General features: G+C 68.2%; 27 protein-coding genes and 2 pseudogenes. 14 read left to right on the top strand and 15 right to left on the bottom strand.

Annotation, left to right across the window (positions count from 1 at the left end):
- From BN2156_RS22035 to BN2156_RS22025, 3 genes are read right to left on the bottom strand one after another with little or no spacing between them, the layout of a single operon-like run.
- Positions 1 to 825: an HAD family hydrolase gene (locus BN2156_RS22035; protein ID WP_090517020.1), complete on the bottom strand. Its 825-nt coding sequence runs from the start codon at positions 823 to 825 to the stop codon at positions 1 to 3.
- Entirely contained in the window at positions 822 to 1,583 is a 762-nt protein-coding gene (locus tag BN2156_RS22030) for a lysophospholipid acyltransferase family protein (RefSeq protein WP_090517019.1), read from the bottom strand. Before BN2156_RS22030 ends, BN2156_RS22035 begins: the two co-directional genes overlap by 4 nt.
- Positions 1,584 to 1,590: 7 nt before the next feature.
- Positions 1,591 to 2,343, bottom strand: a complete 753-nt coding sequence (locus tag BN2156_RS22025; RefSeq protein ID WP_090517018.1) for a lysophospholipid acyltransferase family protein — start codon at positions 2,341 to 2,343, stop codon at positions 1,591 to 1,593.
- A gap of 90 nt (positions 2,344 to 2,433) precedes the next feature.
- Here BN2156_RS22025 and BN2156_RS22020 point away from each other — a divergent pair, with 90 nt between their 5' ends.
- Positions 2,434 to 3,990 carry a Rieske 2Fe-2S domain-containing protein gene (locus tag BN2156_RS22020; protein ID WP_090517017.1) on the top strand — a complete coding sequence of 519 codons (1,557 nt, stop codon included), beginning with the start codon at positions 2,434 to 2,436 and terminating at the stop codon, positions 3,988 to 3,990.
- The gene (locus BN2156_RS22015; RefSeq protein ID WP_090517016.1) at positions 3,987 to 4,322 is read left to right on the top strand and encodes a hypothetical protein; all 336 of its coding nucleotides are present in this window, start codon (positions 3,987 to 3,989) and stop codon (positions 4,320 to 4,322) included. The genes BN2156_RS22020 and BN2156_RS22015 overlap by 4 nt, the downstream gene beginning before the upstream one ends.
- On the opposite strand, the gene BN2156_RS22010 is transcribed toward BN2156_RS22015, so the two are convergent.
- Positions 4,319 to 5,134, bottom strand: coding sequence for a DUF5718 family protein (locus BN2156_RS22010; RefSeq protein ID WP_090517015.1), 816 nt, complete (start codon positions 5,132 to 5,134; stop codon positions 4,319 to 4,321). The two genes, BN2156_RS22015 and BN2156_RS22010, sit on opposite strands and share 4 nt — an antisense overlap.
- A gap of 122 nt (positions 5,135 to 5,256) precedes the next feature.
- Between BN2156_RS22010 and BN2156_RS22005 the strand changes: the two genes are divergently transcribed.
- On the top strand, positions 5,257 to 5,946 hold the full coding sequence (locus BN2156_RS22005) for a hemerythrin domain-containing protein (protein ID WP_090517014.1): 690 nt from the start codon (positions 5,257 to 5,259) through the stop codon (positions 5,944 to 5,946).
- On the opposite strand, the gene BN2156_RS31235 is transcribed toward BN2156_RS22005, so the two are convergent.
- The 3 genes from BN2156_RS31235 to serS are packed head-to-tail and all read right to left on the bottom strand — an operon-like array spanning position 5,936 to position 10,527.
- Complete coding sequence (locus BN2156_RS31235) at positions 5,936 to 7,795, bottom strand: ATP-binding protein (RefSeq protein ID WP_235625438.1); 1,860 nt, start codon at positions 7,793 to 7,795, stop codon at positions 5,936 to 5,938. The two genes, BN2156_RS22005 and BN2156_RS31235, sit on opposite strands and share 11 nt — an antisense overlap.
- On the bottom strand, positions 7,738 to 9,237 hold the full coding sequence (locus tag BN2156_RS31230; RefSeq protein ID WP_235625437.1) for an AfsR/SARP family transcriptional regulator: 1,500 nt from the start codon (positions 9,235 to 9,237) through the stop codon (positions 7,738 to 7,740). The genes BN2156_RS31235 and BN2156_RS31230 overlap by 58 nt, the downstream gene beginning before the upstream one ends.
- A 33-nt stretch (positions 9,238 to 9,270) precedes the next feature.
- The gene (gene serS, locus BN2156_RS21995; RefSeq protein ID WP_090517013.1) at positions 9,271 to 10,527 is read right to left on the bottom strand and encodes a serine--tRNA ligase; all 1,257 of its coding nucleotides are present in this window, start codon (positions 10,525 to 10,527) and stop codon (positions 9,271 to 9,273) included.
- Positions 10,528 to 10,682: 155 nt separating this feature from the next.
- Here serS and BN2156_RS21990 point away from each other — a divergent pair, with 155 nt between their 5' ends.
- The 3 genes from BN2156_RS21990 to BN2156_RS21980 are packed head-to-tail and all read left to right on the top strand — an operon-like array spanning position 10,683 to position 12,701.
- Positions 10,683 to 12,098 carry a septum formation family protein gene (locus tag BN2156_RS21990; protein WP_090517012.1) on the top strand — a complete coding sequence of 472 codons (1,416 nt, stop codon included), beginning with the start codon at positions 10,683 to 10,685 and terminating at the stop codon, positions 12,096 to 12,098.
- Between the two features lie 3 nt (positions 12,099 to 12,101).
- Positions 12,102 to 12,452 carry a metallopeptidase family protein gene (locus BN2156_RS21985; protein ID WP_162490913.1) on the top strand — a complete coding sequence of 117 codons (351 nt, stop codon included), beginning with the start codon at positions 12,102 to 12,104 and terminating at the stop codon, positions 12,450 to 12,452.
- Between the two features lie 45 nt (positions 12,453 to 12,497).
- Positions 12,498 to 12,701 (top strand): hypothetical protein, encoded by a 204-nt coding sequence (locus tag BN2156_RS21980; protein WP_090517011.1) that lies wholly within the window; start codon positions 12,498 to 12,500, stop codon positions 12,699 to 12,701.
- Here the strand turns inward: BN2156_RS21980 and BN2156_RS21975 are convergent.
- Positions 12,698 to 13,387 carry a histidine phosphatase family protein gene (locus tag BN2156_RS21975; RefSeq protein ID WP_090517010.1) on the bottom strand — a complete coding sequence of 230 codons (690 nt, stop codon included), beginning with the start codon at positions 13,385 to 13,387 and terminating at the stop codon, positions 12,698 to 12,700. The two genes, BN2156_RS21980 and BN2156_RS21975, sit on opposite strands and share 4 nt — an antisense overlap.
- A pseudogene (locus BN2156_RS21970) lies at positions 13,384 to 14,255 on the bottom strand (prephenate dehydratase). Before BN2156_RS21970 ends, BN2156_RS21975 begins: the two are co-directional and overlap by 4 nt.
- A gap of 145 nt (positions 14,256 to 14,400) precedes the next feature.
- Between BN2156_RS21970 and BN2156_RS21965 the strand changes: the two are divergent.
- The 4 genes and pseudogenes from BN2156_RS21965 (at position 14,401) to BN2156_RS21950 (ending at position 17,806) form a co-directional block, all read left to right on the top strand.
- Positions 14,401 to 15,195, top strand: a complete 795-nt coding sequence (locus tag BN2156_RS21965) for a DUF2470 domain-containing protein (RefSeq protein WP_090517009.1) — start codon at positions 14,401 to 14,403, stop codon at positions 15,193 to 15,195.
- A 46-nt stretch (positions 15,196 to 15,241) separates the two neighbouring features.
- Positions 15,242 to 16,006: a CPBP family intramembrane glutamic endopeptidase gene (locus BN2156_RS21960; protein ID WP_090517008.1), complete on the top strand. Its 765-nt coding sequence runs from the start codon at positions 15,242 to 15,244 to the stop codon at positions 16,004 to 16,006.
- Positions 16,007 to 16,022: 16 nt separating this feature from the next.
- Positions 16,023 to 17,119, top strand: a pseudogene (locus tag BN2156_RS21955) (LCP family protein).
- 138 nt (positions 17,120 to 17,257) lie between these two features.
- Positions 17,258 to 17,806, top strand: coding sequence for a ferritin (locus BN2156_RS21950; RefSeq protein ID WP_090517007.1), 549 nt, complete (start codon positions 17,258 to 17,260; stop codon positions 17,804 to 17,806).
- A gap of 3 nt (positions 17,807 to 17,809) precedes the next feature.
- On the opposite strand, the gene BN2156_RS21945 is transcribed toward BN2156_RS21950, so the two are convergent.
- Genes BN2156_RS21945 through BN2156_RS21935 form a run of 3 tightly spaced genes read right to left on the bottom strand, consistent with a single transcriptional unit; the run spans position 17,810 to position 20,165 of the window.
- Complete coding sequence (locus BN2156_RS21945) at positions 17,810 to 18,667, bottom strand: glycerophosphodiester phosphodiesterase (protein ID WP_090517006.1); 858 nt, start codon at positions 18,665 to 18,667, stop codon at positions 17,810 to 17,812.
- A gap of 5 nt (positions 18,668 to 18,672) precedes the next feature.
- Positions 18,673 to 19,785 carry a DUF4328 domain-containing protein gene (locus tag BN2156_RS21940; RefSeq protein WP_090517005.1) on the bottom strand — a complete coding sequence of 371 codons (1,113 nt, stop codon included), beginning with the start codon at positions 19,783 to 19,785 and terminating at the stop codon, positions 18,673 to 18,675.
- Positions 19,786 to 19,823: 38 nt separating this feature from the next.
- The gene (locus tag BN2156_RS21935; RefSeq protein WP_090517004.1) at positions 19,824 to 20,165 is read right to left on the bottom strand and encodes a rhodanese-like domain-containing protein; all 342 of its coding nucleotides are present in this window, start codon (positions 20,163 to 20,165) and stop codon (positions 19,824 to 19,826) included.
- A gap of 440 nt (positions 20,166 to 20,605) precedes the next feature.
- Here BN2156_RS21935 and BN2156_RS30915 point away from each other — a divergent pair, with 440 nt between their 5' ends.
- From BN2156_RS30915 to BN2156_RS21915, 4 genes are all read left to right on the top strand, one after another.
- Entirely contained in the window at positions 20,606 to 20,764 is a 159-nt protein-coding gene (locus tag BN2156_RS30915; RefSeq protein WP_090517003.1) for a hypothetical protein, read from the top strand.
- A 150-nt stretch (positions 20,765 to 20,914) separates the two neighbouring features.
- The gene (locus BN2156_RS21925; RefSeq protein ID WP_003883955.1) at positions 20,915 to 21,538 is read left to right on the top strand and encodes a superoxide dismutase; all 624 of its coding nucleotides are present in this window, start codon (positions 20,915 to 20,917) and stop codon (positions 21,536 to 21,538) included.
- A 206-nt stretch (positions 21,539 to 21,744) separates the two neighbouring features.
- A complete protein-coding gene (locus tag BN2156_RS21920; protein WP_090517002.1) occupies positions 21,745 to 22,281 on the top strand; it encodes a peptidase in 537 nt (178 codons plus the stop codon).
- An 876-nt stretch (positions 22,282 to 23,157) separates the two neighbouring features.
- The gene (locus BN2156_RS21915) at positions 23,158 to 23,556 is read left to right on the top strand and encodes a transcriptional regulator (protein WP_090517564.1); all 399 of its coding nucleotides are present in this window, start codon (positions 23,158 to 23,160) and stop codon (positions 23,554 to 23,556) included.
- Positions 23,557 to 23,611: 55 nt separating this feature from the next.
- On the opposite strand, the gene BN2156_RS21910 is transcribed toward BN2156_RS21915, so the two are convergent.
- The 3 genes from BN2156_RS21910 to BN2156_RS21900 all read right to left on the bottom strand — a co-directional run bounded on the left by BN2156_RS21910 (position 23,612) and on the right by BN2156_RS21900 (position 26,488).
- A complete protein-coding gene (locus BN2156_RS21910; RefSeq protein ID WP_090517001.1) occupies positions 23,612 to 24,745 on the bottom strand; it encodes a hypothetical protein in 1,134 nt (377 codons plus the stop codon).
- A complete protein-coding gene (locus BN2156_RS21905; RefSeq protein WP_029109019.1) occupies positions 24,742 to 25,233 on the bottom strand; it encodes an ImmA/IrrE family metallo-endopeptidase in 492 nt (163 codons plus the stop codon). The genes BN2156_RS21910 and BN2156_RS21905 overlap by 4 nt, the downstream gene beginning before the upstream one ends.
- Before the next feature lie 70 nt (positions 25,234 to 25,303).
- Complete coding sequence (locus tag BN2156_RS21900; protein WP_131725189.1) at positions 25,304 to 26,488, bottom strand: hypothetical protein; 1,185 nt, start codon at positions 26,486 to 26,488, stop codon at positions 25,304 to 25,306.
- Positions 26,489 to 26,531 lie beyond the last annotated feature (43 nt).

The raw sequence follows: 26,531 nt of genomic DNA, 5'->3' as shown, positions 1-26,531 counted from the left end.
TCAGGACCACCAGCGTTCCAGCACGCGGGCCACCCCGTCCTCGGTGTTGGTCACCGTGACCTCGTCGGCGGCGTCCACCGCGTCCGGATGGGCGTTGCCCATCGCGACCCCGCGCCCGGCCCAGCTCAGCATCGGTATGTCGTTGGGCATGTCACCGAACGTCACGATGTCGGCGGCGGCCAGCCCCAGCGGGGCGGCCAACTCCTCGACACCGGTGGCCTTGCTGATGCCCAGCGGTACCACCTCGATCAGACCGTTGTTGGTCGAGTAGGTGATATCACCTTGCAAGCCAATGTGTTTGAGCAGTTCGGCGGCCATGTCCGCACTGCGGGCGCCGGCCTTTCGGATGAGCAGCTTGACCGCGGGGGCACTGAGCAGATCCTCGACCGACACCTCGGTGTTGTCCGGGTTGAGCCACGCGTGCTCGTATCCCGGCGAGCTGACGAACTGCGGGGTCGCCGCGTCGTGCGCCGAGCGCCCCACCCGTTCGACGGCCAGCCCGGCGCCCGGGATCACCCGGGTGGCGATCTCGGCGAGCTCGCCCAGCACGTCGGTCGACAGCGTGTGGGCAGAGATGATCCGGTCGGTGGCCGGGTCGTAGATCACCGCGCCGTTGGCGCACACTGCCATCGGCGCCAGGCCCAGACCGTCGACCACCGGTGCGATCCAGCGCGGCGGCCGTCCGGTGGCCAGGACGAACGTCGCCCCCGACTCGACCGCGGCCTGCACCGCCGCCCGGGTGCGCGGGGTGACCTTCTCGTCCTCGTCGAGCAGCGTTCCGTCCACGTCGGTGGCGATCAGCCCCGGCGCCCGGTCGGCGCTCACCGGCTGCTCTTCGCTTCGCGCTCGGCCCGCTTGCGCGCGCGTTCGGCCAACTCGGCCTCGTCGAGCCGCTTGGCCTCTTGCGGCGTCGGCGCACCACCGCCCAGCCGGCGCGGCACCCAGTACGCCCCGGCCGGCGCCGGGTAGTCCCGCTGGATCTCAGCCAGCACCGACGACATGCCGGCCCGCAGGGCCTCATCGAGCTGGGTGACCGTGCCCCTCGGCGCGATCGGTTGGCCGACATGAACAGAAACTGGAATTTTCTTGCGCCCCAATGCTCTCGGATGATCCTTGGTCCAGATGCGGTGCACGCCCCAGACGATCAGCGGAACGATCGGGACGTCGGCCTCCAGCGCCATCCGGGCCGCACCGGTCTTGAAGTCCTTGAGTTCGAAGCTGCGGCTGATGGTCGCCTCCGGGTACACCCCGACCAGCTCGCCATGGCGCAACGCGTCCACCGCCACGGCGTAGGCCCCGGCCCCGGCCGTGCGGTCCACCGGGATCGTCCCGGTGTGCTTGATCAGGTAATGGACGGGCTTCACCTGGTCCATCTCCGCCTTGATCATGAACCGCATCCGCCGCCCACGCTCGGTGGCCGCCAGACCGGCAGGCAGGAAGTCGACGTAACTGGTGTGGTTGATCGCCACCACAGCGCCGCCCGTGGCGGGCAGATTCTCCAACCCGCCGAAGGTGATCCGGGTCCCGGTCGCCCGGACCGCGAGCCTGGCGGCAATCTCCAAACTTCGGAAAACCGGTTCCATACGCGACTTACCCCGAGGCTCGCTTTGCCGCCTTGGCGGCGGCCTCCTCGGCGTCCATCCGGTTGGCCTCGGCCAGCGTCGGCGCCGAACCACCCAGGCGGTGCGGCACCCAGAACTCACCCGGCGGGTACGGCCCGTAGGCGTCCTGCACCTGGGCGAGCAGATGCTGCATGCGGGAATGCAGCAGCGCGGTCAGTTCGGCCGCGGGCAGCGTCGGCTGGATCGGCTCACCGACGGCGATCGAGATCGGCACCTTGGGCCGGTACAGGTTCTTCGGGTGACCCTTGGTCCAGATGCGCTGCGCACCCCACACGATGTGCGGCACGATCGGCACTCCCGCCTCGATCGCCATCCGCGCCGCACCGGACTTGAAGTCCTTGATCTCGAAGCTGCGGCTGATGGTCGCCTCCGGATACACCCCGACCAGCTCACCGGCCTTGAGGTAGTCGACCGCCGCCTCGAACGACGCCGCTCCGCTGTCACGATCCACCTCGATGTGACGCAGGCTGCGCATGATCGGCCCGGTGACCTTGTTGTCGAAGACTTCCTTCTTCGCCATGAAGCGCACCTTGCGGCCCCGCTTCTGCTGATAGGCAGGCAAGCCGGCGAAGGTGAAGTCGAAGTAGCTGGTGTGGTTGATGGCCACCACCGCACCACCGGTGACCGGGAGGTTCTCCACCCCGGTCACGGTGAACTTCAGCCCCTGCAGGCGCCAGGCCAGCCGAGCCATTTGTATGACAGTCCCGTACACCGGTTCCACGCAGCCAGCCTAATCCCAGCCCGTATCTGCGCGTCACCCAACTCGGGCTAGGCTGGGCGGGCATCGAAGTACTCCATCGAAAGGCTGTTTGTGCAGGTCACCAGCGTCGGGCATGCCGGCTTCCTGATCGAGACCAAGGCTGGCAGCATTCTGTGCGACCCCTGGGTCAACCCCGCCTATTTTGCCTCGTGGTTCCCGTTCCCCGACAACAGCGGACTGGACTGGGACACCCTCGGCGACGTCGACTACCTCTACGTGTCGCACCTGCACAAGGATCACTTCGACCCGCAGAACCTGAGCCGCCACGTCAACAAGGACGCGGTGGTGCTACTGCCCGACTTCCCGGTGCCGGATTTGCAGCGCGAACTGCAGGCGCTGGGCTTTCACCGGTTCTTCGAGACCACCGATTCGGTCAAGCACACCGTGCGCGGCCCCAAGGGCGAGCTGGACGTGATGATCATCGCCCTGCGCGCACCGGCCGACGGACCGATCGGCGATTCGGGCCTGGTCATCGACGACGGCCAAACCGTCGCCTTCAACATGAACGACGCGCGCCCAGTGGATCTGGACATGCTGCACACCGATTTCGGTCAGATCGACGTGCACATGCTGCAGTACTCGGGCGCCATCTGGTATCCGATGGTCTATGACATGCCGGCCCGCGCCAAGGAGGCCTTCGGCGTCCAAAAGCGCCAGCGCCAGATGGACCGGTGCCGCCAGTACATCGCGCAGGTCGGTGCGACGTGGGTGATCCCGTCGGCCGGGCCGCCGTGCTTTTTGGATGCCGAGCTGCGTGATCTCAACGACGACCACGGCGACCCGGCCAACATCTTCCCCGACCAGGTGGTGTTCCTCGATCAGATGCGGCGCCACGGCCATGACGGCGGCCTGCTGATGATCCCGGGCAGCACCGCGGATTTCACCGGCTCGCAACTGGATTCGCTGACGCATCCGGTGCCGGATCCGGAGACGATCTTCACCACCGGCAAAGCCGCCTACATCGAAGAGTACGCCGCGCGGATGGCCCCGGTGCTGGCCGCGCAGAAGGCGTCATGGGCGCCCGCGGCCGGGGAATCCCTGCTGCCCGGGCTGCGGGCGTTGTTCGAGCCGATCATGAGCCAGACCGACCAGATCTGCGACGGTATCGGTTACCCGGTGGAACTGCGCCTGTCCGGGCCCGACCACACCGAGACCGTGGTCCTGGATTTCCCGAAACGTCTTGTGCGCGAACCTATCGCGGACGAGAAGTTCCGCTACGGATTCGCCATCCCGCCCGAGCTGGTGCGCACCGTGCTGCGCGACAACGAGCCGGACTGGGTCAACACCATCTTCCTGTCCACCCGGTTCAAAGCCTGGCGCGTCGGCGGCTACAACGAGTACCTGTACACCTTCTTCAAGTGCCTGACCGATGAACGCATCGCCTACGCCGACGGCTGGTTCGCCGAGGCCCACGACGATTCCTCGTCGATCACCCTGGACGGCTACCAGATCCAGCGCCGATGCCCACACCTGAAAGCCGACCTGTCCAAATTCGGTGTGGTGGAGGGCAACACCCTCACCTGCAACCTGCACGGCTGGCAGTGGAACCTGGACAACGGCAAATGCCTGACCACCAAGGGCCACGAACTGCGGTGCAGCAAGTCATGACCGCCCCGCGCCAGTACTACGACGACGGCCTGATCCAGCTGGATCGCGAGGCGATCACGTTGCGGCGCTACCACTTCCCGTCGGGAACATCCAAGGTGATCCCGCTGCGGGACATCCGCTCCTACAAGGCCGAGTCACTCGGGCTGTGGATGCAGCGCTTCCGGCTGTGGGGCAGCACCGACCTGCGCCGCTGGCTGCCGCTGGATGTGCACCGGCCGCTGCGGTCGACGCTGATCACCCTCGACGTGCCGGGCACCTACCCCAGGCCGGCGTTCACCCCGGCCCGCCCCGACGAGTTCGTCGCCAGCCTCGACGAGCTGCTCGGCCGCTAACGGGCCGAGACCACCTGCCGCAGTTCGGAAGCCGCGCTGGAGGCGCTGTCGTATACCCGGACGATCGCCTCGTCCCCCGGCTTGAGATAGGTCGACTCACCCAGCGGCGTGTAGCGGGTGGCGCCGATGCCGATCAACACGTTCTCGGGATGGCCGCTGGCCACCATCAAGGCGCCGACATCCTCCAACGGGGTATCGGCCGAACCCTTCTGGTTGGCCAGCCGTTCGACGATCCAGTCCAGCAGCACCTCGCCGTAGTACGAGTAGCCGACCAGCGGTGAATCCACCCCGTAGGCGTGCTGCTCACCGTCGTTCTCGCTCAGGTAGCAGACGAGCCGCATATTCGCGGTCGGGCCGTCGGGGGTGAGGTCACTGATCTCGAAGAATTGCGGCGCAACCCCTTTGGAGGCCGGACCCCAGTTCTTCTTGTAGCTGATCTTCGGTGCGCCGGGCCGGCGGATCGAGCAGTCGTTGAAGGCGCCAAGGGCGAACGGCTCCAGCCGCACCACGGTGTCGCCGTTCCACACCACGTGGCAGGCCACCCCGACCTCGGGTTCGATCTGCAGGTTCAGTGGACCGTCCACCTCACCGGGCTCGGGCAACAGGATGGCATCGGTGGACAGCGGGAACTCGCCCAGAAAGTCCTCGCGCCCGGGCGCATACCACGGGAAGATACCTTTGGGTGCATACCCTTCGGTCACCACCTTGACGAAATCCCCGGCCTCCCCTGCTTGTTCGAGGTGACCGGCGAAGTTACCGGCGACGCCGAAGCCGAACCAGTTACGCACTTCGCCGAGGTCGATATCGATCATGGCTGCAACCCTACTGTGGCCGCGACAAGCCGGATACAAGTCGCTCTTAAGTCGGCCCCAGCAAGCTGTGCTCCAAGACTTCCGATCCGCCACCGGGATCGGCTTGACCCGAGGAGCCCGCCGTGCCGACCACCGTCACCGTCGCACCCCGCAGCGAAGGCGATCCCGCACCCGACCTGCTGGGTATCACCCTGGCGCACCGCGCCATGCTGGCCGATCTGCTCCGCCTGACCGACCTGGCGACGGCGGTGCGCGACCGGGATGTGATCTGCACCCCGGGCCGCGCCCGAGCCATCTCGCGGTACATCGAGTGGTTGTGCGATTCCATCCACCATCACCACACCACCGAGGACACCGTGCTGTGGCCGGTGATCCAGGCCAGCGTGGGCGATCACGTGGACCTCAGTGAGCTGACCGACGACCACGCCGCCCTCGACCCGCGGCTGGACCAGCTGCGGGCCCGCGCCGCGGCGTTCCGGCTGTCGATGGGTGACCGCCAGATCGCCGGTCTCATGGCCATCGAGCTGGCCGAGCTGTCGGCGCTGCTGACCGATCACATCAACGACGAGGAGTTGGAGGTGTTCCCGCTGATCACCGAGCACGTCTCGGTGGCCGACTGGGAGTCGGTGGAGAGCGCCGCCCGCGATGGCAGCCGCATGTCGTTCGACGGCCCGCGGTCGCTGGCGGTGATGACCGACGACGAGCACGCAGCGATGGCACAGCAGACGGGGATCGCCCTGCGCCTCATGCTGGTTGCGTTACGGCTGGTGCACCGGCGGCGGGAGCGGGCGGTCTTCGGCGTCAGTCGATGAAGCACCGGGCCTCAGCCGCCAGCCGGTCCCGCAGCAGAGCGGCGGCCTCACGATAGCCACGTGCCTGATCCGGCCGGCCCAGCGCGTCGGCGGCGGCGGCCAGTGCCTCGTCGACCGGGCCCACCATCAGCCCGTCGACACCGAGCCCGGCGATCCGCCCGGTGTATGAGTCGAGGTCGGCCGCGCGGGCCTCGGCCTCCTCGAGGTCGGCCAGCGCCACCGCCGCATTGACGCGCAGCACGGTGAACGGCAGCCAGAAGTACGCCCGCTCGATCGGTTGGCGGTCTCGCCACAGCTCCCTTGCCTCGGCCTCACGCCCCTGTGCGATCAGCGCCAGGACCGCGGCGTCCAGCGCGGCCACCGACACCTCGCGGTAGAAGAACACCAGCTCGTCGGCCAGCAGACCGAGGTCCCCGAGGCAGAACTCGCCCGTCACCCGGCCCACCATCGCCAGCTTGGCCCCGTTGGCAGCACCGTTCTCCACCATGCGCGCCGCCAGATCGGTGTAGGCGCTCACCGCCTCGTCCAACTTCCCGGCCAGCAGGTACATCCGGGCGCGGAACAGGCCAAGCACTCCGAGGAGGTGGACGAGCTGGCCGGTGCCGGCCCGGGCCACCGCGATGTCGACGTGCCGTTTGGCCGTGGCCAGATCGGACCGGTGACCGGCCGCCAGCGACAGCAGCCAGTGCGCCACCGCTTGATAGTCGGCCTGCTCAGTGGCCTCCGCGGTCCGCAGCAGTTCGGCGGCGGTCGCGTCACGCTCGGCGTCGAGATCGGGCCCCAGCGCGCAGTAGGCCCGCACGTTCAGCGCCGTGCACAACAGCCGGCCCGACGATCCGGGATCCTCTGCGTAAGCCTGCCGCGCCAACTCGAGCAGTTCCGTGCTGGCGGCCAGCGCCCCCTCCGGATCTGTGCCCTCCAGCTCCACGTACAGCGCCTTGAGCAGCCGGATCCGGTCGGCCACAGTGAGTCCGGCGGGCTGTCCGCCTCCATTCCCGGCCAGTACCCGGCGCAGCAGCCCGATCATCTGGGCGTCGGACTCGTCGTATTCCCGGTCCCGCCACACCAGCGGGGTGTCCCATGCGGTGAGCACGCGAACCGTCAGGTCGTCCCGCGACGTACCGGTCAGCAGTTGCAGCGCGGCCTTCATCTCGATGCGCGCCGCGACGGCATCCCCGGACTGGGCCAGCGCCGAGATCAGCCCGCACCGGGCGGCGATCTCGTCGTCCAGTGCGTCGGCGCGGGGCACCAGCCGTCGGCCGGCCGCAAGTTCGAGCATCTGAACGGCGGCCCGCCACTGCCTGGCGGCTTCGGCATGGGCACCGACCGAATCGGCCTCCCGCGCCGCTTCGGTCGCGAAAACCGCAGCGGCCAAAGATGTTTCGGCGGTAGCGGCGGCGACAGCGTGGTGCGCCAGGGCGGCGGCGTCGACCGTCCGCCCGGGCGCACGGAGCAGTTCCAGCGCCGCGCCGTGCAACCGGGAGCGGCGCAGCTTCGAGGTGTCCTCGTACAGGGTGTCGCGGACCAACGCATGGGCGAACCGCAACCGTCCCGGCTCGGGCTCGTCGAGCAGACCCAGCAAAACGGCGGGCTCCAGCGCGTCGAGCAGGTCATCGGGATCGCTGCGACCCAGTTCGGCCAGCAGGTCGACGTCGATGTCGCGGCCCAGCACGGCGGCATGGCGCAGCGCGGTCACGGTCTGGCCGGGAAGCCGGGCCAGCCTGCGGCGCAACACATCTCGGACGCCAACCGGCACCGAGGCCCAGACCGCGTCGGACCCTTCGGCCGCCATCAGCCGGGCCAGTTCCCGGACGAACAGCGGATTGCCGCCGGTCCGCTCGCGCAGCAACCGGAGGGCCTCGCCGGTGGCGGCGCGGCCGCGTCCAGCCCACCGAGCATCAGGTGGGCCGCGGTGTGCACGGTCAGCGCCGCCCGGGCCACCTCCAGCTCGCCGCGGTCCTCCGAGGGGCGGTAGGTGCCGATGACGAGTACCGGAAGGTCTTTGATCCGGTCGGCCACCAGGCGCAGCAGCTCCAACGTCAGCCCGTCGGTCCGGTGCAGGTCGTCGAGTACGACGGCCAGCGGCTGGTGCTCGGCGACCCCGCTCAGCACGTCGGCGACGGCGTGGCCCAGCCAGAACGTGCCGGGTTCGACCGCGGGGACGTCGTGCAGCAGTGGCGCCAGCGCCTGTCTGCTGCCCGGCGGATCCGCCGGGTCGAGCAGGTCCCGCAGCACCTCCGTCCACGCCCAGCCGGCCGGCGCGCCGTGCACTTCCGGGCAACGGCCGTGCACGGTCCGCCAACCCGCCGCGCGCAACCGGCTCGTCGCGGTGGCGGCCAGGGTGGTCTTGCCCGAGCCGGCCTCTCCCGCGATCCACAGCACCGTGCTGCCGCCCGCGGTGACCGCGCGGGCGGCATTGTCGATCTCCGCGAGCTCCTCGGCGCGACCGTAGGCGGTCGCCTCCACCCGGTCAGTTGATGCGATCTCGGGGATCGACGGCTGCGGCAGCGGGCGGGACGGCTCCAGATGGTCGGCCTGGCGCAGGATGTCGCGTTCAAGGTCGCGCAGCGCCCGGCCGGGTTCCAGCCCCAGCTGATCCAGCAGGTGGTCCCTGGTGCGCCGCAACACCTCCAGCGCGTCGGTCTGACGTCCGGTCCGGTACAGCGCCGTGGCCAGCACGGCCGCGGCGCCTTCCCGGCCGGGCCGTTCGCGGACATGCCGTTCCAGTGCGGCGACGGCGGTGCCGTACCGGCCGAGTTCGACCTGCGCGGCGGCCTGGGCCTCGACCGCGGTCAGCCGAAGTTCGGTCAGCCGGGCCACTTCCGGTGCGGCCCACAGCGCGTCGCCGGCCCCGGCGAACGGATCTCCCGACCAACCGGCCAGCGCCTGTTCCAGTCGGCGCACCCGCTGCTGTGGGTCTGATTCTTCGTATGCCGCAGTGACTTTGGCTTCGAACTGCCAGGAGTCGACGGCGTCGACCGGCAACCGCAGGCAGTAGCCGGGCGCGGCACTGACCAGGACGCGGGCCGGGGCCCGACGCTGCCGCCCCGGCTCGAGCGCGCGCCGTAGATGCGAGACATAGACCTGCAGCGCCGACAACGCCTTGGGCGGCGGTTCGCCCTCCCACAGGTCGTCGATCAACCGGTCGACGGACACCGTGTGGCCGTGTGCGGCCACCAACCGCGCCAGCAGCGCGCGCTGCAAACGTGCCCCCAGATCCACCGGATCCTCGCCGACCCAGGCCTGTACCGGGCCGAGCACCCTCACCCGTACCGGGCTGTCCCCCGTCATGTCCGCAGTACTACTGGGCCGCGGTGTGGAGGTTTACCGGGGTTCCAGCACCGGAGTGCCGACGAAGGGCACCAGCGCGTCGGGGACCCTCACACTGCCATCGGGTTGCTGATGGTTCTCCAGGATCGCCACCAGCCAGCGGGTGGTGGCCAGCGTCCCGTTGAGGGTCGCGGCGATCTGCGGCTTTCCGTTCTCGTCGCGGTAGCGGGTGGCCAACCGCCGGGCCTGGAACGTCGTGCAGTTCGAGGTGGAGGTGAGCTCGCGGTAGGTCTGCTGGGTCGGGACCCACGCCTCGCAGTCGTACTTGCGCGCCGCCGACGAGCCGAGATCGCCTGCGGCGACGTCGATCACCCGGTAGGGCACCTCGATGGCGGCCAGCATCTCACGCTGCCAGCCGAGCAGCTTCTGGTGCTCGGCCTCGGCGTCTTCGGGCTTGCAGTAGATGAAGCCCTCGACCTTGTCGAACTGGTGCACCCGGATGATGCCCCTGGTGTCCTTGCCGTAGCTGCCGGCCTCGCGCCGGAAGCACGACGACCACCCGGCATACCGAAGCGGTCCGCCGGACAGATCCAGGATCTCGCCTGAGTGGTAGCCGGCGAGCGGCACCTCCGAGGTGCCGACCAAATACATGTCGTCGGCTTCCAGCCGGTAGATCTCGTCGGCGTGCGCGCCGAGGAATCCGGTGCCCGCCATGACTTCTGGGCGCACCAGCACCGGCGGGATCATCAGCGTGAAGCCGTTCTTCACGGCCACCTGGGTGGCCAGCTGCAGCAGGCCCAGTTGCAGCAGCGCACCGTGCCCGGTGAGGAAGTAGAACCGCGAACCCGACACCTTGGCGCCGCGTTCCATGTCGATCAGCCCGAGCGTCTCACCCAGTTCGAGATGATCCTTGGGGTTCTCGATCGCCCGGGGCTCGCCGACGGTGTCGAGCAGCACGAAGTCGTCCTCGCCGCCGGCCGGCACGCCGTCGATGATCACGTTGCCGATCGCCATGTGCGCGGCGGTGAAGGCGTTCTCGGCCTCGGCCTGGGCCGCCTCGGCGGCCTTGACCTGTTCGGCGAGGTCCTTCGCCTGCTGGAGCAGGGCCGGACGCTCCTCAGGCGTCGCCTTGCCCACCAGCTTGCTGGCGGCCTTCTGTTCGGCGCGCAGGTTGTCGGCCGTGGAAATCGCGGCCCGCCGCGCCGTATCGGCCTGCAACAGCGCGTCGACACGCGCCGGGTCCTCCCCGCGAGCCCGTTGCGATGCACGGACGGTGTCGGGATTGTCGCGCAGCAGCTTGAGGTCGATCACGGGCGCAACCCTACTTTTTGAAGTGCGGCGACGTACATCTGAGGTGGTCGTTGCCGCGGCACCGGTCGAGGGTGACGGCCGCCGGGCACAACCTCGCAACATTACAACCGCATCACTTGTCACAGAGGCTGACACGCCTGTCACAATGGGAGGCAATGTTGGAAGCACCCGAGCACCCCGAACACCCCGAGAGCGGGGGCCTGCTCACCGAACCTCAGCCGGACGAACGACCCGCGAGGGAACCCTGGTGGCAGAGTCTGGCAGCCGCGTCGACGCGACGTGCGCTGCTGTTGACCGCACTCGGCGCCCTGCTCATCGCCGGCCTGATCACCGCCTTGCCCCGCAGCGAGGGATCCAACTCCGGACCGGGCGCGATCGCCCTCGGCCCGCGCGGCAACGACACCTTCAATCACGTCAAGCGTGGCGACTGCCTGAACTGGCCCGGCCGCAACCCTGACGCCGCGCACATCGTCGACTGCAAGGACAACCACCGCTTCGAGGTCGCCCAGGCAGTCGACATGCGCACGTTCCCCGGCAGCGAGTACGGCCCGGGCGCCCCGCCTCCGTCGGTGGACCGGATCAAGCAGATCAGCCAGGAGCAGTGCACCCCGTCGGTGCGCGGATATCTGGGTCCCAAGTACGACCCGAACGGCAAGTACACGATCGGCCTGCTGTGGTCGGGTGAAAAAGCCTGGAAGCAGTCCGGTGAGCGGCGCATGCTGTGCGGCCTTCAGCTGCTCGGCCCCGGCGACAGTCAGCTGGAATCGGCGGGCAAGGTCTCCGAAGTCGATCAATCGAAGGTGTGGCCCGCAGGCACGTGCCTCGGCATCGACGCCGCCACCAACCAGCCCACCGATGTCCCGGTCGACTGCGCGGCACCGCACGCCATGGAGGTCACCGGCGCGGTCAACCTCGCCGAGAAGTTCCCCGGCGGGCTGCCCTCGGAGGGCGACCAGGACAACTTCATCAAGGACGCCTGCACCGCGCAGACCGACGCCTACCTGGCCCCGGTCCAATTGCGCACCACCACACTGGCCCTGAGCTACAGCACGATCTCGCTGCCCAGCTGGTCGGCCGGCAGCCACCAGGTGTCCTGCAGCATCGGCGCCACCCTGGGCAACGGCGGGTGGTCGACCCTGGTCAACAGCGCCAAGGGACCGCTGATGATCAACGGGCAGCCGCCGGTCGCACCGCCCGACATTCCGGAGGAGCGGCTCAACATGGAGCCCATCCCGATGCCCGATGTCGACGACTCGTCGTCGTCGTCGAGTTCCTCGGGGTCCTCGTCCTCATCCGGCTCGTCGGGTTCGGGTTCCTCGAGCTCGGGTTCGTCGTCGAGCTCGTCGGGTTCGTCCGGCTCCTCGGGTTCGTCGAGCTCGTCGGGCTCGTCATCGGGCGGCCAGCACATGCCGCAGGCCACCACCACGGCGGCGCCGGCTCCCCCGCAGGGCAACACCTTCAACCCGCCGCCGCCCGAGCAGGCACCGGCACCGGCACCCGCCCCCGACGCCGGGGCACCGCCCGCGGGACCGCCGCCGGGTGAGCCGGTCCCCGTACCACCGGGGCCCTAGCCCGTGCCGGTGCGGATGAGCTCGCAGCGATTCGACGAGCTGGTATCCGACGCACTCGACCTGATCCCGCCGCAGTTGGCCGCCGCGATCGACAACGTCGTGATCCTGGTCGAGGATCGCGATCCCGACGAGCCCGAGATCCTGGGCCTGTACCGGGGTGTGGCATTGACCGAGCGGGATTCCTGGTACGCCGGATCACTGCCGGACACCATCACGATCTATCGCGAGGCCCTGCTGGATTTCTGCGAGAGCGAGGCCGACGTGGTCGACGAGGTGGCGATCACGGTGATCCACGAGATCGCACACCATTTCGGGATCGATGACGAGCGGCTCCACGAACTGGGCTGGGGCTAGGCGCGGCAACCGCGTTTTGTCGGCCCGCAGTGCTATCAACGGGCTATGACCACCATCCAGTGCCGGGAGTGCGCAGCCGGTCTGGAGCATTGCCACGGCACCGTGATCCACCATGTCCGGTACCGCGTGGAGTGCACGGACGCCGGCTGCACCACCCCGGAAGCAGCGCACACCTTCAGCATCGACTGCGAGGCGGTCGGGTGCACATGTGCCGATGAGGGCGTGCTCTCGATCCGTCGGTACGCCTAGCCCATCGGGTCGGTTTCGGACGTCACCGCGTCCAGAACCGGTGTGGCTGCGGGCTCCGGATAGAACGGCGGGGTCTTCGCCGCCCACTGCACACAGCTCCAGCGCCCGTCGGTGATCGGTGCCAGCACAATCGATTCGGTGTTGGCCAGGTGATGGTCGAGGGCGAAGCTGCCGTCGACACCGGCCAGGACGGCGGCCACCAACCTGATCGCCGCACCGTGGCTCACCAGCACGATGTCGCTGTTGAAGTCGTGGTCGTCGAGGTAGCGCAACCGGAGTTCGGTCAGCACCGGCACGTACCGGGCCAGGACCGCATCGGCGCTCTCGCCGCCGGGCATCGGCACGTCCAGCTCGCCGCGGTGCCAGCGTTCGTAGATTCGGTTGAACTCGGCGACGGCGTCGTCGTCGCTGCGATCCTCAAGCTCACCGACCTGAACTTCGTGGACCCCTTCGAATTCGAATGGGACCAGGCCGGTTTCGTAACCGATACCGGCCGCGGTCTGCGCGGCGCGCCGAGCCACCGAGTGCGCCAGGATCGACGGGGGCTGACTCAGCGTTCCGGCGAAGCGCCGGGCCTGGTCGTGGCCGACGTCGGTCAGCTCGGCACCGGGCGGCCGGGTGTCCAGACGCCGGGCGACGTTGCCGTGGGACTGTCCGTGGCGGACGAGGATCAACCGTCCGCTCATGAGCCGCCCGTCCCGTCACGCAAACCTTCCAACCACCGTGTGGCCTCGTCCAGAGGAGGCGGGGGCGCACCCGCGCTCGCTCCGGTCGGCCAGGAACCCAGATATCGCACATCGGTACAACGTCGGTGGAGCGCTTTGAGTGCCTCGGCCACCGAATCGTCGTCGATGTGTCCCACGCAGTCCAGGAAGAACATGTACGTGCCCAGCTCGGTTCTGGTGGGCCGGGATTCGATGCGGGTGAGGTCGATGTCGCGGATCGAGAATTCCGTCATCGCCGTGACCAGGGCGCCCGGGGTGTTGTCCAGTCGCAGCACCACCGAGGTGCGGTCGGCGCCGGTGGCCGGGGGCGGTACGCCGGGAGGGCCGACCAGGACGAAGCGGGTTCGGGCGTTGGCTCGGCGTTGCCTTCTGCGACCTCATGGGCGGCCGCGGCATTGGACGTGGCCGGCACGATCGCGGCATCGGGCAGGTTGGCGGCCAGCCATCGGCGCACCTGTGCCAGCGCCACCGGGAAGGCGGCCACGGTCCGCACCGGCCCGCTGTGCCCGGGCCGGATGACGATCGTGAAGGCGACGTCGAGCGTCAGCTCGGCATAGATCTGCAGCGGTTGCCCGACCGCCAGGCTGTCCAGCGTCGGCAGCACCGATCCCTCGATCGAGTTCTCGATCGGCACGCAGGCGTAGTCGGCGCGGCCGTCGCGGACCGCGGCCAGTGCGCCGGGGGTGCTGTCGGTGAGCACGGGCGTGAATCGGTCTTTGCCGTCACCGGGTGCCGACTGCAGTCCGGGCACCATCTCGTGCGCCACCATCTGCAGTAACGCCAACTCGGTAAAGGTCCCCTCCGGTCCGAGGTAGGCGATGCGCGGCACGTCCCAACCCTATCGGGTGAACGACTGCGCGATCGGTTGATGAGCCCGCCGCCGGTGTTTCACGAAAGCCTTGCCCGCGTCGCCGCGCGCAGTTAAGTTAGGCTTACCTCACCTAATCACCTCACCTAGTTTCGAAGGCGGCGAGATGGCCATAGCGACACCGACGACAGCCGAGCGGATCCGCAGCGCGTGCGCACGAGGCGGCGGTGCCATGCTCGCGGTCGAGGGCATCGAGCCGGTCGCCTCACCCGTTCACCACCTGCTCGACGACGGGTCTTTCGCGATCACGGTCCCCGAGGCCAGTCCGCTGGCCGGCATGGCGATGTCGTCCGGCTCGGCCGGGATCCAGGCCGTGCTGGAGATGACGGACTACGCCCCGCTGCCGCTGCGCGAACCGGTGCGCTCCCTGGTGTGGATCCGCGGCCGCCTGCAGCATGTACCCGGTGCCGAGGTGACGGCCCTGCTCGACATCGTCGCTGCCGAGAACCCGAATCCGGCCCTGCTGCAAGTGAACTCACGCGGTCAGTCGGATGCCGGACCGGACGACGACAGCTACACCTTGATGCGGCTGGAAATCGAGTCGGTGGTGGTGGCCGATTCCACCGGTGCCGAGTCGGTCGGCCTCGGGGCACTGCTCAAGGCCCGCCCCGATCCGTTCTGCGCGATGGAATCCGGGTGGCTGCAGCACATGGAGTCCTCCCACCGCGACGTGGTGGAGCGCCTGGCCACCCGGCTGCCGATGGCCCTGCGCCAGGGCCGGGTCCGCCCGCTGGGCCTGGACCGTTACGGCGTGCAGTTGCGGGTGGAGAACGAGCACGGCGACCACGACGTGCGGCTGCCCTTCCCCAAACCCGTCGACGACGTCAGCGGCCTGAGCCAGGCCATCCGGGTGTTGATGGGCTGCCCGTTCCTCAACGGCCTGCGCGCCCGTCGGATCTGACCCGCACGAGCCGCCCCGTCGCCCGGGCGCCGCTACCGTAGCTCCGGTGACCGGGCCCCACGACCAACTCGAGCCGCAGCGCCGCACGCTCAAGATCGAGATCGCCGTCGTACTCGCGGTGACGTTCGGGCTCAGCGCCTATACCGCGATCCTGCGGCTCATCGAAGCGGTCCTGCTGGGCCTGTCGGGGAAGACCGTCGCACTCAACCCGAAGCGCTCCCCGTTCGACCTGATCGACCTCGGCCTGCACCTGGCCGTGGTCCTGCAGCTCCTGGCCTGGGGCGCGCTGGCCCTGTACCTGTTGTGGCGCAGCGGTTTCGGACCGGCAGCGATCGGGTTGTCGCGCCCGCAGTGGCGCGCCGACGGGCTGGGCGGGCTGGGCCTGGCCGCGCTCATCGGCCTGCCCGGACTGGGCTTCTACGTACTGGCCCGCATGCTGGGACTGAGTGCCGACGTCGAGCCGGCCGAACTGTACGACACGTGGTGGCGGATCCCGATGCTGCTCGGTGTGGCATTCGCCAACGGCTGGGCCGAAGAGATCATCGTGGTCGGGTTCCTGCTGACCCGGCTGCGCCAGCTCGATGTGAGCCCCGGGCGGGCGCTGGTGATCTCCAGCCTGCTGCGCGGCGCATATCACCTGTATCAGGGCTACAGCGCGGGACTGGGCAACGTGGTGATGGGCTTGGTGTTCGGCTACGCGTGGCAGCGCACGGGGCGGCTGTGGCCGCTGATCATCGCCCATACGTTGATCGATGCCGTGGCCTTCGTCGGGTACGCGCTGGTGGCTGATCATCTGAGCTGGCTGCGATAACGACTTCGGCACGTACATTTCTGCTGTGGACGACTTCACCGCCTCAGGGGGACATCCCGACCCGCGCTCGCGGCGTCCGGGACCGCGCCGCCGTGACGCCGAGCCGTCCCAGGTGATCCGCCGCGACCCGCACCGGTGCGCAAGCCCCGCCGGCGCCGCCACTGGGGCCGCATCCTGCTGGCCGTGCTGCTGGTCGCCGTGCTGGGCGTGATCGGCGGCGGGTTCTGGATCGACTCGTCGCTGCACCGCATCCCGGCCCTGGCCGATTACCCCGAGCGTCCCGGTCCAGCCCACGGCACCACGTGGCTGCTGGTCGGGTCGGACAGCCGTCAGCACCTCAGCCCCGAGCAGCAGGCCGACCTGGCCACCGGCGGGGATATCGGCAACGGCCGCACCGACACGATCCTGCTGGTGCACATTCCCGGCATCGGTTCGGGCACCCCGGCCACCATGGTGTCGATCCCCCGGGATTCGTACCTGCCGATCCCCGGCTACGGCGAGGACAAGGTCAACGCGGCGTTCTCCCTGGGCGGTGCGCCGCTGCTGGCCCAGACCGTCGAGCTCGCGACCGGTCTGCACCTGGACCACTACGCCGAGATCGGGTTCGACGGATTCGCCGCACTCGTCGACGCGGTCGGCGGGGTGAGGATGTGCCCCGCCGAACCGATCAGCGACCCGCTGGCCGGGATCGACCTGCCGGCCGGCTGCCAGGAGCTCGACGGGCGCAGCGCGCTCGGCTACGTCCGCACCCGGGCGACGCCGCGCGCCGACCTGGACCGCATGATCAACCAGCGGGCGTTCATGTCGGCGCTGCTGCACCGGGCCACCAGCCCAGAGGTGTTGTTGAACCCGTTGCGGTGGCAGCCGATGGCACGGGCCGCCACCGACTCGGTCGCCGTCGACGAGGACGCCCACGTCTGGGACCTCGGCCGGCTGGCCTGGGCGATGCACGGGGACGACATGGTGACCACCACGGTGCCGATCGGTGAGTTCACCGGCGGCGACTCGGGCTCGGTAGTGGTGTGGGACAGCGACGCGGCCGGGCGCCTTTTCACCGCGCTGGCCAACGACACGGCGGTCCCCGACGACGTCATCGAAAAGCCCCAACCCTGAGCTTAGGCAAAGCTAAATTAGGCAATAGCAAATTCGTGAGGTCGCATGTAATCCACGCCACACGACTAAGGTAAAGCTGACCTCAATGAGGTCTACCTTCGATGACAATGTGCCCTGACCTGCTATATCCTCGCGATCATGACGACGCCGACCGAACTCGACACGAAATTCCACGCACTTATCTCCGACCAGATTCGCAGCGAGTTCACCGCGTCACAGCAATACATCGCAATTGCGGTTTATTTCGACGGCGCCGACCTTCCGCAGCTCGCCAAGCACTTCTATGCGCAGGCGGTCGAGGAGCGCAACCACGCCATGATGCTGGTCCAGTATCTGCTCGACCGGGATATCGACCCCGAGATCCCCGGTGTCGACGCGGTGTGCAACCGCTTCGAAACGCCCCGGGACGCGCTCGCCCTGGCACTGAGCCAGGAGCGCACGGTCACCGAGCAGATCAGCCGGCTCGCGAGCGTCGCCCGCGAGGAGGGTGACTACCTCGGCGAGCAGTTCATGCAGTGGTTCCTCAAGGAACAGATCGAAGAGGTGTCGTCGATGGCGACGCTGGTGCGTATCGCCGACCGCGCGGGCGCCAACCTGTTCCACATCGAGGACTTCGTGGCCCGCGAACTCGCCGGTGGCGCCGGCGCCGACCCGGGGGCCCCGAAGGCCGCCGGCGGCAACCTCTGACGCTCAGTCCCGGCCCGCACCGGTCAGGCCGTTCTGCAGCCAGGTCTTGGTGCGGCCGGGGTGGTTCGTGGCCACCCAACCCACGCCGATGTCGCGGCAGAACTGGACGTCCTCGTAGTGGTCGACAGTCCAGCAGTACAACGCGCGGCCCTGGGCGGCGGCGCGGTCGACCAGTTCCGGATGCTCGCGCAGGGTAGCGATGGACGGGCCGACCGCAGTGGCCCCGACCGTGGTGGCCGCGCTGCCACCCAGGTACCGCGACGTCTCACCGAGCAACACCGTGGGCAGCATCGGGGCGGCTCGCCGAATGCGCCACACCGCGGCCGCCGAGAAGGACATCACCACCGCGCGCGACAGGTCCGCCGAGGCGGGCGCGGCGATACCGTACCGGTGCAACAGCGCCAGCACCTTGTTCTCCACCAGTGCGCCGTAGCGCACGGGATGTTTGGTCTCGATGAAGAGCTTGACCGGCCGATTCCAGTCCAGCACCAGCGAAACAAGGTCGTCGAGGGTCAGTAGCCCGGTGTCCCCGAGCGTGCCGTCGCTGTCGTTCTCCGAACGTCCACCGGCATGCCACGACCCGTAGTCCAGCCGGCGCAACTCGGCCAGCGTCATCTCACTGACCAGCCCGGTGCCGGTGGAGGTGCGGTCCACCCGGCGGTCGTGCACACACACCAAATGCCCGTCGCGGGTCAGCCGGACATCGCATTCCACGCCGTCGGCGCCCTCACGCAAGGCGAGGTCGTACGCGGCGAGCGTGTGTTCGGGCTTGTCGGCGGATGCGCCGCGGTGGGCCACCACGAACGGATGCCCAGGCCCCGGGGTCGCCTGCGCAGCGGCTCCGCCGTCGCCCGTTTCCATACGGCCTATGCTGCCGGGTTCTGCCCTTGGGACTCAACCGGAACGGCGGATTCGGCCGAATCCTCACCATTCTGCGAAGGGGCAGCCGCTTCGGGATCGGCCGGAGCGGGCTCCGGACCGGAGGTGTCGGGCGGGACCACCACCCAGCGCCGGACGCTGCGCTCAGCCGTCGTACCGCTGCCCTCGAATCCGGTGAACACCTTGGCGGTCAGCAAGAAGGTCGCCAGCGCCAACAGGTACCCGACGATCGTCATCACGGTGTTGTCGGCGATGTTCTGCGGTGTGTTGTTGAAGAAGGTGACGTACACGGTGCTGACCATCGACCAACCGGCGACCACCGCGCTGAAGACCCAGGCGATCCACCACACCACGATCGGTCGTCGCAGGTGTGAGAGGCGTGCTTCCAGAGCCGCCAGTTCCCAGACGAACACCGGCGCCATCACCAGGTTCACCCCGGGCACCAGGCAGCCGAGCCACAGTGTCCTGGTGCTGCGCGGATCAACCTCGCCGTGCTCGGCGTACCCGGCGGCCCGGCGGGTGATCAGCCAGCGCACCAGGGACACCACCGTGATGACCACGACGAGCATCGCCAGCACGCTGGCCAGCAGGCCGATCACCACCCCGGCGATCGCGATGAGCGGGTGCAGCAGCACGCTGCGGTTGATCAGCAGCAGCACATACCTGATCACGTGCGCGAAGGCCGCGACGCCCAGCACCACCATGGCGGCGACGAGCATCAGCCGCACCGTGCCGACGCCGGACTCGTCAGCCGTCTTCTCGGGCTGCTCGTCGACATCGAAATACTGATGCAGACCCCAGCTCGGGATCATGCGGTAGCGCGGTGTCGGGCCGAGCGGGCGACGCGAGCGCCGCTGGTGCGGTGGGGAGCCCGGGCGCAGGGCGACCCAGCGATAGCCGGGCGCGAGTTGCGGCGTGCGTTGAGCCGTCGGCGACGCCGCCGGGGCCAAAGACGCGGGAGACTGTGCGGCAGGTCCCCACTGGGACTGCGGCGACGGCGCGGACGGCGCCAACAACGAGCCGCCGCACCTGGGGCACCACGACCGCTGCCGGTCACGCACGTTCCAGCGCGTCCCGCACTGCGAACACACCTGGATCATCCGACCAGCCTAGCCACGATCCCCCGAAGGTCTTGCGGTCAGACGCTGCCGGGGCCGCCGGCGTCGGTGACGACCGGGCGTCCGGCGCCGGCCCAGGCCAGCATTCCACCCTCGACGTTGATCGGGGTGTAGCCGTTGCGGGCCAGGTAGTTCGCCACACGCAGGGAGCGCCCGCCGGCATGGCAGATCACGTACAGCTCGGCGTCCGGGTCGATCTCGGCGATCCGGGTCGGGACGTCGCCCATCGGGATGTGCTGTGCGCCGGCGGCATGGCCGCGCTGCCATTCGTCGTCCTCACGGACGTCGAGCAGCACCACCGAACCTTCGAACGTGGTGGGCACCGCCGCGATATCTGCCTGCCCGACTTCCACATCGTCCATGCCCCCAATGCTCGCACGCCGACGGCGCCGAGCGCAGCCGCCCCCGTGCCTCGCTGCCGCGTTAGCAACGGGAAGCTATCCACAGTTTCCACAGGTTCATCCACAGCCCGGCACCAGCGGAAAAGCCCGCGATATGGGGATTACTGTGCGGTAGCTGTCCATCACTGTGGATAAACCTGGGGTGTCCACGGCAGCGATCAACAACCGTCACCGGTGCGGAGCGAAATTAAGCATTCGGCTAAACGAGGCCCCGCCCCCGTACCGGATCGATTGGGATCAGCCTGATTTCAGTAACGATCTCGCCCGGCCGAACCGATTTCATCGACGCGGGCGCCGATTTCCCCCGGACACGCCGAGGGGGCTATGATCGGCGTCACACCAGCTGTTGTGACAGAACTCACTGGGGGGCAAGCATTGATCGTGCAGGTCAGGAGTGTTTGATGGCGTTGCATCCAATCGGATCGGGATCGGCCTTTCCGCAGCCCGAGTGGCATTCCGCCGGGCATCTGCACACCCGTAATCAGTTGATGGCCTTCCTTCGGGCCGGCGTGATCGCCCTGCTGCTGCTCGGCGTGCTCGCCGTGATCGTCTTGTTCTGACCCTCGCCCCATCGGGTATACGTGTGGTCGGCACGCGCGTCCTTGCGGTGCGCCCTGCGATGGAGCAATGTTGGCAGTGATCTTGAGTGTCGAACTTTGAGATCGATGACGACGCCTCGCTCCATCGATCGATAATGAGGAAGGAATCTCGTGGCTGAATACACTTTGCCGGACCTGGATTACGACTACGGAGCGCTTGAGCCTCACATCTCCGGGCAGATCAACGAACTGCACCACAGCAAGCACCACGCGGCCTACGTCAAGGGCGTCAACGACGCCGTCGCCAAGCTCGACGAGGCGCGCGCCAACGGTGACCACGCGGCGATCTTCCTCAACGAGAAGAACCTCGCCTTCCACCTCGGCGGCCACGTGAACCACTCGATCTGGTGGAAGAACCTGTCCCCCAACGGTGGTGACAAGCCGACCGGCGACCTCGCCGCGGCGATCGACGATCAGTTCGGCTCGTTCGACAAGTTCCAGGCGCAGTTCACCGCCGCCGCCAACGGCCTGCAGGGTTCGGGCTGGGCCGTGCTCGGTTACGACAGCCTCGGTGACCGGCTGCTGACCTTCCAGCTCTACGACCAGCAGGCCAACGTGCCGCTCGGCATCATCCCGCTGCTGCAGGTCGACATGTGGGAGCACGCTTTCTACCTGCAGTACAAGAACGTCAAGGCCGATTACGTCAAGGCGTTCTGGAATGTCGTGAACTGGGAGGACGTGCAGAACCGCTACGCGGCAGCAACCTCCAAGACCAACGGCCTGATCTTCGGCTAGTCCCGTTTCGGTCCGATCGAGGGCTGGATCGGTTTTCCGATCTCTCACCAAGGGGCGTCGCGCACACAGCGTGGCGCCCCGCCCTCGTTTCCGGGCCGTGTCGCCTTGCACCGCCGCCGATACTGCCGCATTCTGATCTGATCGACCCACAGACGTGTCGGAACACCGGCCAGCCGGCGAGCCAACACCGATGTCCCGGAGGCGATATGGATACGACGGGGTCCGGCCGGGCGATTGAGATCGCCCCCTTTCATTCCGGCGGTGCGCTCAAAGGCTTTGTGGTCCTGGGGCGATGGCCCGACTCCACGAAAGAGTGGGCGCAGCTTCTGATGGTCACCGTCCGCATCGCGTCACTGCCCGGATTGCTCTCGACCACAACCATTTTCGGGGTCCGCGAGGAGTTGCCCGAGCAGCCGCATCCCGGCACCGTAGGCTTGGTGATCGCCGAGGGGCCGGTGGTCGGCGAATCCGCGGTTCCACCCGGGTATTTCGCCGAGCATCAGCCACCGGCACTGCTGATGCTGCATCCGCCTTCGGAGACAACGCCTTCCCTTCCGGAATGCACCGGCGCCGCTTCGGGTTGCGTATTGTTACCCGGGCTTCCGCATCTCGGGCTGGAACACCGGGCGGCCTGGGTCGAAGCCGAATCCGATGGCACGGTGACCTCGGTGGTCAGCCGCGTCGGCGTCGATCCGATCAGCCACCCGGACACCGCGATCCTGGCGATGCTTCTGGCGGCATGACACCGCCTGCCGTTGCTCCTTCTCCAAACTGGAGAATCCAGCTACCCGAAAACGGTAGGAAACGTAGCGCTGCAAGCCGACAACGGCTAGGGTCCCTCTAGATCAGCGAAGGGCAGCAGCCCGCAATCGTCGCGTCGACACGCTGGCGTCAGGCCCGGCCGACAAACCGCGATGCGTTGGGTGAGACCTTCGACCGTATGTAAGTGCGCCGCGTCAGCGGCACGTGTCGGCGGTGTGTCGAAAGGTCGCCATGTCCGCAGGGGTCCGCGTCAGCGTCACCGGCAGGGGCGCCGGCCTGGGTGACCCGCACCATCCCTCAGGTAGCCGCGACCTCGCGCCGCAACCGCATTTGTACCGATGTTTGTCCAGCGGAGAGGCAAACCTCCTCCGGTTTCGGCCCCGCAACCACGCCGGGAATCGGCGCCAGAATCCTTCTGTGACCATCTGGCTATCGCACGCAAGGGGGCTGATGCGCATTCCATCGCCCCACCTGTAACGTGTTCCACGTCGTTCGACAACGGCGTTGCGCGCTATCCGACGCGGCCTGGGGCCCGTGCTACAGCAAATATCCGTTTCCCCTAGTCACAGCGGCGCGCCAGTTGCCGGCTCAGAAGTTGATCATGATCGAGCGCACCTGTGAGCGCAGCTCACCGCGCTCAATACAACGCGACCGTCACCTTTTGCATTGCCAGACGGCGCAATCCCGCCGCACCCTCACGGCGAAGACCCCGGTTTCCGTGGCAGAGGGGGTCAAAACGCAAAGCCAGTTTAACTTTTGTGGCGTTTGCACTTGGTTGTGGTCACAACACTCGCTACCATAGTCAGCAAATACGCCGCCTATTCGTACCGCTCGTGAAGCATGTGGAGGTCAAATCGATGAGCAAGACGTTCGCCGCCCGCCTAAACCGCCTGTTCGATACGGTTTATCCGCCTGGGCGCGGACCCCACACGTCTGCCGAGGTGATCGCCGCACTGAAGTCTGAGGGCGTCACCATGTCGGCCCCGTACCTGTCGCAGCTCCGTTCGGGCAACCGGACCAACCCGTCGGCGGCAACCATGGCCGCACTTGCCAACTTCTTCCGGATCAAGCCGGCTTACTTCACCGACGACGAGTACTACGAGAAGCTCGACAAGGAGCTGACCTGGCTGGCCAGCATGCGTGACGAAGGGATCCGCCGGATCGCCGCCCGCACCGTGGGGCTGTCCTCCGAAGCCCAGCAGGACCTGGTCCAGAAGGTCGATGAGCTGCGTCGCCGGGAAAACCTCGACGACTGACTCGTCGGATTCGTCTGACACCTTGCCGCGCAGTTGAAACCCGCGCACGTGGGTTTCAACTGCGCGCTGCTGTGCGGTCCAGTTCCCGGTACTGCTCGGCGATCGCCAGAATCCATTCCCGGTCCGAATACGATTCGGGCTGGCTGAGCCAGGCCAGCCCCGGGAACGCCGAACCTTCGTTCGCCTCGCGGGTGTCGTAGATCCACTGGGCGATGGCCCGCGCCTGATCGCGCGGGGACACCTGGGGTCGCTCGGCATCCCCCAAATGTGTTGTGCCACTTGATCCGCTCGACCCGCGCGGTCCGGCGTTCTCGTGCTGACGCGCGTCGGCGGCGGTCGCCTCCAGGTACAGCGCGTCGGAGATCAGTGACATCCGTTCGGCGACGCGGAACACCAGCGGTCCGCGCGGACGCACCCCGATCCCGACGTCGGGCTGCCGCCGGGCCAGCTCGCCCAGCAGCGGCTTGATGGTGCGCAATTCCTGCCGGGCACCGAACCAGTCTTCGACGCTCGGCAGCAGGGATCCGGCGGCGACGATGACCATCGCACAGCCGAGCATGGTCGCCGCGGCGCCGACACCGACCGGCTCGGTCCGCCCCGCGGCCCGCAGCAGGACGAAGCCGCTGGCGGCGACGATCAGCACCATGCCGACGGTGAACAGGAACAGCGCGCGGCCGCGCCGGCTGCGGTTCGAGTAGCGCAGCCCGGCCCAGGCCACCAGGGTCAGCGCCAGGAACACGTAGAGCAGCGGCAGCAGCCACGAGGTGCCGCTCGATCCGAGGTCCCGCTTCAGATACTCCGACGGAGACATCTCCGGTTGCCTACCGGCCCGGAAGAAGATCACCAGGCTGACGACGGCCACGATGCCCGCGACGCCGTACTGGATCAATGCGATGCGACGGGTGAGGGTGGCCGAATGACCCGACGACGCGGTCGTGATCATCACGCAACTGCCGGCCGCGCAGGCGATCAGCGCGACCTGGCTCAGTCCGACCGCGATGTTGGGCCAGTGCACCACCGTGTCGATCAGCAGGGCCAGCGGCTGCCAGTTGAGCGCGGCCACGACGCCGAGGCTGCCCAACGACAGGATCATCGCGGAGCTCACCAAGGACTGCTTGTTGACCAGTGCCCAGCCGATGCGCAGGCCGGTAGCCAGGCCGAGAAGGCCGGCGATCACCCAGACGATCAACCAAATGCCTCTCCGAGGCGGACCTGCACGATCGATGAGCGATCGGAGGGCAGCCGGCCCAGGCGGTAGAGCAGTAGCGCGGCGAAGTCCTCGGCCTCCTGCTCGATGTCCTCGCCGTTGGGTCCCATGCAGCCGGTCCGCTGGTTGAGCATGTAGGAAATCAGATCCGACGTCGCGACCTCGGCGGTGGCTGCGGCCGCGTCGACAATCGAGATGCCTTCGTGGCCGAGGACCAGGTGGCCGAGTTCATGCGCCAGGGTGCGATCCCAGGCCGGCAGGCCCTGCTGGATCAGGAACACGTCACGGTCGGCGTATTGACGCCATTGCCCGCACACGCCGGGGGGTAGTTCGGCCATGGTCAGCTCGATCGGCCTACCGCGGTCGGCGCTCACCGCGTCGACCAGCCGGGTCAATGTGACTTCGCCCTGTCGAGGGGCGAGGTCGAGAACCTCGTTGACAGCGCGCGTGACGCTTCGACTGGCGGACATGTTCCCCCCTTTCCACCCTTTCGTAGTACGCCTGGACAAGTCCTCTTACCTGGATTCTCCCAGGTCGTTCCTACCTCATGAACCGGCTGGCATCGACTCGGACGGTACGGCCCGCTTTGGCCTGCCGGTAACCTACGAGCCCGCCCAGCCCGGTCAGTGCCATCATTCCGCCCACGCCGGGCAGTGCCACTGCCGCGAGTTCCATCGTGTTCGCGGTCCGCAGGTAGTCCGCATAGCCCGCCCGGAAGGACACCGGCGCGAGCCCGGCCTCCAATCCGACGGCGGCCGGCGGCCGCGTCTCGGTCCGCATCTTCGTGGACGGTTGCACGTCGGGTCCCGACCGCGGACCGGACTGCGGCCCCTGGTCGGAGCCGGGAGCCTGCAACGGCACTGCCAGCGGCGGCACGATGACAGGAAGGACGACGACCGGCGCCACGATCGGCGGCAACCCGGCCGCTGCGGCCAGGCCGGGCGGCGGCGGCACGGCCACGTCAGGTGCCTGCGCCTGAGGTGACGGCAACTGCATGTCGGGCGGGCGCGGATAGTTGAACGGCGCGGGCACACCGCCACCGCCGCCGCCTCCCCCGCCCGCGGCGCCACCGATGAGGGTCGTGGTGGTCTCGGTGGTTTCCGATGTGGTCTCGGTGGTCTCCGAAGTCGTCTCGGTGGTTTCCGATGTGGTCTCGGAAGTCGACTTGGTCGTCTCGGTGGTGCGCGAGGTCGTCGGCGAGGTGGTCTCGGTCGTCGTGACGGCCGTCGTGGTGACCGCCGTCGTCGAATGAGTGGTCGTCACGGTCTCGCTGGCCGATGTCGTCGGTGTCTCCGATTCGGACGGCTGTGTGCTCGGTGGCGTCTCGGTCTCGGTCTTGGTTTCGGTTCCGGTTTCGGTTTGCGGGGGCGTGTGTGTGCCGGACGGATGCGCGGTGCCGGTTGGTTCGTCTGTCTTGGTCGGTTTGCCGCTTGTCTTCGTCGGCTTGCCGCTCGTCTTGGTGGGTTTGTGGGACGTGCGCGTGCCCGACGGGCCGTCCTCGTCGTCGTCGTCGCCCTGGGAGTCGCCATCCTGATCGTGACCTTCTCCGTGATCCTTGCCCTCGTGCCCGTCGTGGCCGTTTCCGCCATTGTTCGACGAGCCCTGACCGCTGTCGGGCCGGCCCCGATCCGGATCGGCAAACGCCAAAGCTCCCCCGAGACCGGCGATGATCAGGCCCGTAAGCACCAGACCGGTCGAGGCGGCGACGCGCAACCGCGAACGCACGTTGTCACCACCCTTTCGCGCACCGCCCGCAAGCTCCGTTGAT

Origin of the sequence: Mycolicibacterium neworleansense (assembly GCF_001245615.1) — a bacterium.
GTDB classification, from domain to species: domain Bacteria; phylum Actinomycetota; class Actinomycetes; order Mycobacteriales; family Mycobacteriaceae; genus Mycobacterium; species Mycobacterium neworleansense.
This window is presented reverse-complemented; position numbering and strand designations above follow the sequence as displayed.